We start from the raw sequence: 854 nt of genomic DNA, 5'->3' as shown, positions 1-854 counted from the left end.
GTAGCGATCAAAAAGTTGGTTAAATCCCTCAAAAGGCAGACAATCTTTGGTTAACTGACTGAGATTTTCGCGCCTCAATAGTCCGTGCAAGTTACTAAGTTGTGAAAATATCTGTGGATCGGAGATGATCAACTCATTAAAGCGGATAATTTGACCGTTTTGTTTAAGATCTGCCAGATCGCTAAGTAAGTGTGGTTCGATCGAAAAAACATTCACTTGATAGCCACTGGCAAGCTTAGACTGGCCGTCGTGCAGTTCATCGGGCGGCATAATAACGATTTGCCCATGACCGACTTGGTGATGAGAGCCTTGATAATGAAACTTCTGCTCACCATGCGTGATCAAGCCGAGGTGAAAATCCAAATGATAGTGCCGTTGAAAGGCAAACTTTTGGTATTTCGCCTCGATCAGACTCAGTTGGTCATGGTCGGTCGCGTAGTATTGAATCTGTTCCATTACATACAAAAAAAGCTTGGTCACATAATGACCAAGCTTATCCATCAATTGTTAGATTGTCTTGTAAAAAACGATCACTGTGACTGAATGGCTCGGCGTGAACGGCGATTGTTGCGCAGCCCATCGAAGCTAAATACCACAAGAGCTCCCCAAATAAAGGCGAACGTAATCGCTTTATCCATCGTGAAGGTCTCGCCGTAAATTAACACTGCAAGCAAGAACATCAGGCTAGGGCCGATGTACTGGAAAAAGCCGAGCGTTGATAATTTGAGGCGCGTCGCGGCACCAGTGAAGCACAGCAATGGCAAGGTCGTCACCACACCGGCTGCAATCAACAACGTATTGAGCTGCCATGGATTTTCAATCATGTTTGCCGTTGGTGAGCTGGCAATAAACAG

Annotated in this window: 1 protein-coding gene and 1 pseudogene; both read right to left on the bottom strand. The window is 45.3% G+C overall.

Annotated features, from left to right (window positions below):
* The coding region (locus R7O13_RS25450) for an AraC family ligand binding domain-containing protein (RefSeq protein WP_318305020.1) at nt 1-456 on the bottom strand (456 nt) is incomplete at its 3' end.
* A 74-nt stretch (nt 457-530) separates the two neighbouring features.
* Nucleotides 531-854 (bottom strand): annotated as a pseudogene (locus R7O13_RS25445) (EamA family transporter); the annotation flags it as partial.

Source organism: Vibrio sp. Y176 (assembly GCF_033438945.1).
Note: the sequence above shows the minus strand (reverse complement) of the source record. Positions and strands in the feature narration are given on the sequence as shown.